The organism is Actinomadura miaoliensis, assembly GCF_039536785.1.
GTDB classification, from domain to species: domain Bacteria; phylum Actinomycetota; class Actinomycetes; order Streptosporangiales; family Streptosporangiaceae; genus Spirillospora; species Spirillospora miaoliensis.
On sequence record NZ_BAAAZG010000030.1, the window covers coordinates 74,561 to 79,420 of the forward strand.

The 4,860-nt window shown below is 76.8% G+C and carries 4 protein-coding genes; all 4 read right to left on the bottom strand.

The genetic code is table 11. The annotated features are described in order from the left end of the window. Nucleotides 1-53: 53 nt before the first annotated feature. Nucleotides 54-1,817, bottom strand: a complete 1,764-nt coding sequence (selB, locus tag ABD811_RS22480) for a selenocysteine-specific translation elongation factor (RefSeq protein WP_344951005.1) — start codon at nucleotides 1,815-1,817, stop codon at nucleotides 54-56. After that, a complete protein-coding gene (gene selA / locus ABD811_RS22485; protein ID WP_344951007.1) occupies nucleotides 1,817-3,115 on the bottom strand; it encodes an L-seryl-tRNA(Sec) selenium transferase in 1,299 nt (432 codons plus the stop codon). Before selA ends, selB begins: the two co-directional genes overlap by 1 nt. Before the next feature lie 93 nt (nucleotides 3,116-3,208). Next, nucleotides 3,209-4,111, bottom strand: a complete 903-nt coding sequence (locus ABD811_RS22490; RefSeq protein ID WP_344951010.1) for a choice-of-anchor P family protein — start codon at nucleotides 4,109-4,111, stop codon at nucleotides 3,209-3,211. 57 nt (nucleotides 4,112-4,168) lie between these two features. Continuing rightward, nucleotides 4,169-4,860: L,D-transpeptidase (locus ABD811_RS22495; protein WP_344951013.1), on the bottom strand; the 692-nt coding region annotated here is incomplete at its 5' end.

Below are 4,860 nucleotides of genomic sequence, written 5' to 3' on the forward strand. Positions count from 1 at the left end.
ACGGCGGCAGCCTCTACGGCTTCCGGCTCAAGCAGACCGGGTGACGGGAAGGCTCACCGGGGAAGGCAGCGGCGGTGGGTCTCGTCCACGCGGACGGTGTAGCCGCGGCGGTCCAGGTGTTCGAGGAGCGGGACGGCGACGCGGCGGGTCGTGTCGAGGGCCTGGCGGGCCTGGCTGAGCGTGAACGGCTGGGGCAGGCGGGCCAGGATCGCCGCGGCGCGGGCCTCGCAGTCGGGCAGCAGGACGATCTCGTTCGAGAGCTTCCGCAGGGCGCCCGCGGCGGCCGCGGCCGTGAGCAGCTTCGGGGTGAGGCCGAGTTCGGCGAGGCGGCCCGCCTCCGGGGCGCGGAACGGGGATTCGGCGAGGTCGCGGCGTACGGCGTCGACGGCGCGCTGGACGTGCGGGGGCAACTGGGGACGCGTCGTCGCGCCGTAGAGCCTGCCGTCGCGTCGCTGGAGGTCGTCCCCGGCCAGCGCTTCGACGAGGGCGCGGTCGGGGAGGCCGAGGGCGCGGCGGGCCGCCTCGGTGGGCAGGCCCGGGTCGGTGGGGTGGCGGGCCGCGTGCTCGTCCACGGCCTTCACCAGGCGGCGCCGCAGGTCGGCCCAGTGGCCGGGGTCGGCGAGCCAGTCGCCGGCGACGGGGGCCGAGGGGGGTGTGAGGCCCATGGCCAGCAGGTCCCCGCGGCGGATCAGGCCGCGGCGGCGCAGTTCGGAGGCGCCGTCGGGGACGCCGGGCAGGGCGGCCAGCTCGCGGGCGCGGGCGGCGGCGGCGCCGCGCCGGGTGAAACGGGGCGGGCGCACGTCCAGCACGGTGATCCCGGCCGGGACGCGATGCGACCCCGGGTCGCGCAGCAGCGCGATGTCGCCGACGCGCAGCGTGAGCGGACGCGAAAGCGCCAGCCGGGCGGTGTCGTCGCCGAGCGGACGGACGGTGACCGGGACGGCCGCCGAACCCGCGTGCAGGGTCAGGTGCCGGGAGAGGTCGGGGGCCGCGTCCCCGCGCAGGCGGACGTCGACAAGGTCGGTGGTGAGCCAGCGGCCGGGTGTCAGCAGCACGTCGCCCCGGCGCAGCGTCTCGGGGGCGCCGCGCAGGTTCACCGCGACGCGGGCCACCGCGCCGACCTGCGTGCGCGTCTGTTTCAGCGCCTGCAGGCCACGCACTTTGACGGGCGTGCCGTCCGCGAGCGCCAGTTCGTCGCCGACGTTGACGGTTCCGGCGCGCAGGGTGCCGGTGACGACGGTGCCCCGGCCCTGGATGGTGAAGGCCCGGTCGATCCACAGGCGGACGTCGGCGTCCAGGTCGGGGGAGGGGAGCGCGCGGGTCAGGTCGGCCAGGGCGGTGCGCAGCTCGTCCAGGCCCTCGCCCGTCGCGCCGCTCACGGTGACGGCCGCGACCTTGCCCAGGGACGTGGCGGCGATGCGCGTCAGGGCGTCGTCGCGGACGGCGGCGACGGTGGCGGGGTCGGTGAGGTCGCAGCGGGTGACGGCGAGCAGGCCGTGCCGCACGTCCAGGGCGTCCAGCACCGCCAGGTGTTCCTCCGACTGCTGCTGCCAGCCCTGGTCGGCCGCGACGACGAACATCACGGCGGGGACGGGACCGACCCCCGCGAGCATGTTGGCGACCAGGCGTTCGTGTCCGGGGACGTCGACGAACGCGACGTCGGCGCCGTCGGGCAGGCGCGTCCAGGCGAACCCGAGGTCGAGGGTCAGGCCGCGGCGGCGTTCCTCCTCCCAGCGGTCCGGTTCCATGCCCGTCAGGGCCCGGACGAGCGTGGACTTGCCGTGGTCGACGTGCCCGGCGGTGGCGACGACGTGCATCACGCCACCCCCACGGCCTGGACGGCGGCGGTGAGCGCGGCGTCCTCGTCCTCCGGGACCGCGCGCAGGTCGAGCAGGCAGCGGCCGTTCTCGACGCGTCCCATCACCGCGGGCGAGCCGAGACGCAGCGCCACCGCGTAGCGTTCCGGCAGCGAGATCGCGGCGCTCGGCAGGGTGACCCCCGGGGCGCCCCCGCCGCCGACCGTCGCGGAGCTGTCCACGGCGCGGGCGTCCACGCCTTCGGCGTGGAGTTTCTGCGCGATGTGCTCGGCGCGTTCGCGCAGCCCCTCAAGCTCCGCGTGCAGGGCCACGAACGTGGGCGTCTCGGGGCCGCGCAGGGTGGCCTCCAGGGCGGCCAACGTCAGCTTGTCGACGCGCAGGGCGCGGGCCAGCGGATGCCGCGCGAGCCGTTCGACCAGGCGAGCTTCGCCCAGGACAAGGCCGCACTGGGGGCCGCCCAGCAGTTTGTCGCCGCTGGCGGTCACGAGCGACGCCCCGGCCTGGAGCCAGCTCGTCGCGTCCGGCTCGTCCGGGAGCAGCGGGTCGGGGGCGAGCAGCCCGGAGCCGATGTCGGCGACGACCGGCACGCCCAGCCCGGCCAGCTCGCCCACGTCGACGGAGCTGGTGAAGCCGGTCATCAGGAAGTTGGACGGGTGGACCTTCAGCACGAATCCCGTGCCGGGCCCGACGGCCGCCGCGTAGTCGGCCGGGGACGTCCGGTTGGTGGTGCCGACCTCGCGCAGCCGGGCACCGGTCGACACCAGCAGGTCGGGGATGCGGAAACCGTCGCCGATCTCCACCATCTCGCCCCGGCTGAGCACGATCTCCTTACCGGCGGCCAGCGCCGTCGCGGCCAGCACCAGGGCGGCGGCGCCGTTGTTGACCACGTGCGCCGCCTCGGCGGCGGGCACCCGCCGCAGCAGCGCCTCCAGCGTGGAGCGGCCGCGCCGGGAGCGGGCGCCGGTGGCCAGGTCGAGTTCCACGTCGGTCGCGCCGCACGCCGCGAGCACCGCCTCCCGGGCGGCCCGGGACAGCGGCGCCCGGCCGAGGTTGGTGTGCAGCAGGACGCCGGTCGCGTTGATCACCGGGCGCAGGCCCCCGGCGGTGCCGGGGAGGGCGGCGACGGCCGCGTCCGCGACCGCCTCGGGCGCGATCTCGCCGTGCCGGGCGCGGTCCTGCGCCGCGACGATCACCGACTTCACCAGGTCGCGGCCGAGCCGCCGCGCCGCCGCCGCGAGCCGGGGCTCGGCCAGCAGCGCGTCCGTGCGCGGGATGCGGCGGACGACCTCGTGATCCATCAAGCGACCTCCTGGCCACGCGCTACCCTTCGGCTCCCCGGGCAAACGAGGGGCCCGCGCACCGGGCGGTACGCGGGCCCCAACGTACTCAGGTCAGCCGGTCACCGGAAGATCACCGGCGACGGGCCTGGGGGCGGGGGCCTTCGCCACCGACCGCGGGTGCGCCGCCGACCCAGGGTGCGCCGCCGACCCAGGGTGCGCCGCCGACCCAGGGTGCGCCGCCGACCCCGGGTGCGCGGCCGACCCCGGCTGTGCCGCTCCGCCCGGGTGCGCGACCGACCCGGGGTGCGCGGCCGACCCCGGGAGGACCGCCGACCCGCGGTGGGCCGCCGACCCCGGACGCGAGGGCTCCGAGCCGGTGGCGGGCGGCGCGCCCTGCTGCTGGTCGCGCGGCGTGCCGGGCGCGGCCGCGGGCGGGGCGCACCGCACCGACGCGATGCTGAGCTTCTCGGTCCGGCCCTTGCCGAGCGGCACGGTCGCCTCCAGCGCGGTCACGTTCAGCCGGCCGCGCGCGTCCCGGGTCTGCTTGTTGAGCACCACCCGGGCGGTGCCGAGCCCGGACACCGGGACCGACACCGCGCTGTTGGGCTTGGCCTGGGCCGCGAGGGAGCGACCGGCCAGCCTGGCGTCCGTCAGGCGCGAGACGCCCCTGCCGTCCACGCACCGGGCGGTGACCGCGCGCGCGGTCAGGCCGAGCTTCTCCGACTTCACGTCGGCGGCCGAGGCGCTTCCCTGCCCCGGCCGGGCGGCCGCGTTCAGCCCCGACGCCCTGATCAGCGAGTTGCCCGGCAGCCGGACGAGACTCTCGCGGACGGGCTGTCCGTCGACGGAGGTCACCGACGGGATCGCCGGGACGGCGAGCGGCCCGACGGCGCGGACACCGTACGCCGAGCCGGGCGCCTCGGTGTCCGCCTGGGCGGACGCGGTCGGCGCGGCGAGCACCGCGGCGACCGCCCCGGTGCCGACGGCGAACCTGGTGAAGTGCTGCAATCGCACAGTTTTCTCCTCTGGAAATGGTTGTGTGAAGGAATGTCAGGGTTGCGGGAAGGAATGTCAGGCCGTGACGATGACGGGGCTGCCGAGCGGCACCTTCGCCAGCCGGGCCAGCGCGTCCTTGGGGACCCTGACGCAGCCGTGAGTGACCGCCCTGCCGAACACCGAGGCGTCCGGCCAGCCGTGGAACGCGACGGTGCCGGGCCCGCCACCGAAGGTGTCGAGCGTGTCGGAGTGCGCGCCGACCGGCAGGATCAGCGGGCTGAACGTCGGCTTGGCGGGCGCCAGCGAGGCGAGCATGAACGTGCGGCCGGTGGGCGTCGGCGTCCTGGCCGCGCCCACCGCCACCGTCCACGCGCCGACCCTGCGGCCCGTGTCCTCGATCGTGAGCCTCCGGTCGCCGACGTCGACCTTGACGACGTGGGTGCTGCGGGCGGTGTCCAGCGAGCCCGGGGTGTCGGGGATCCAGCCGGTCACGTGGTTGGGACGGCTCGGCAGCAGCACCCGGCGCCAGCCCGGCCTGCTCTCCACGACGGGCACCCACGTGGGGCCGCCGAGCTGCGTGTCGGGCAGCGTCGCGACGGGCTCGCCGCCCGGTTCGGCCGACACCGGGACGGGCTTTCTGGGGTGCACCACGGTCCCGTCGCTCGTGGCGAACGGGGCGGTGTCCCGGGGCAGGCCGGTGACCGTGGTGGCGGTCGTGGCCTGCGGCAGTTTCGCGGCCGGGGTGGCCGGGCGGCCGCGGACGGGTC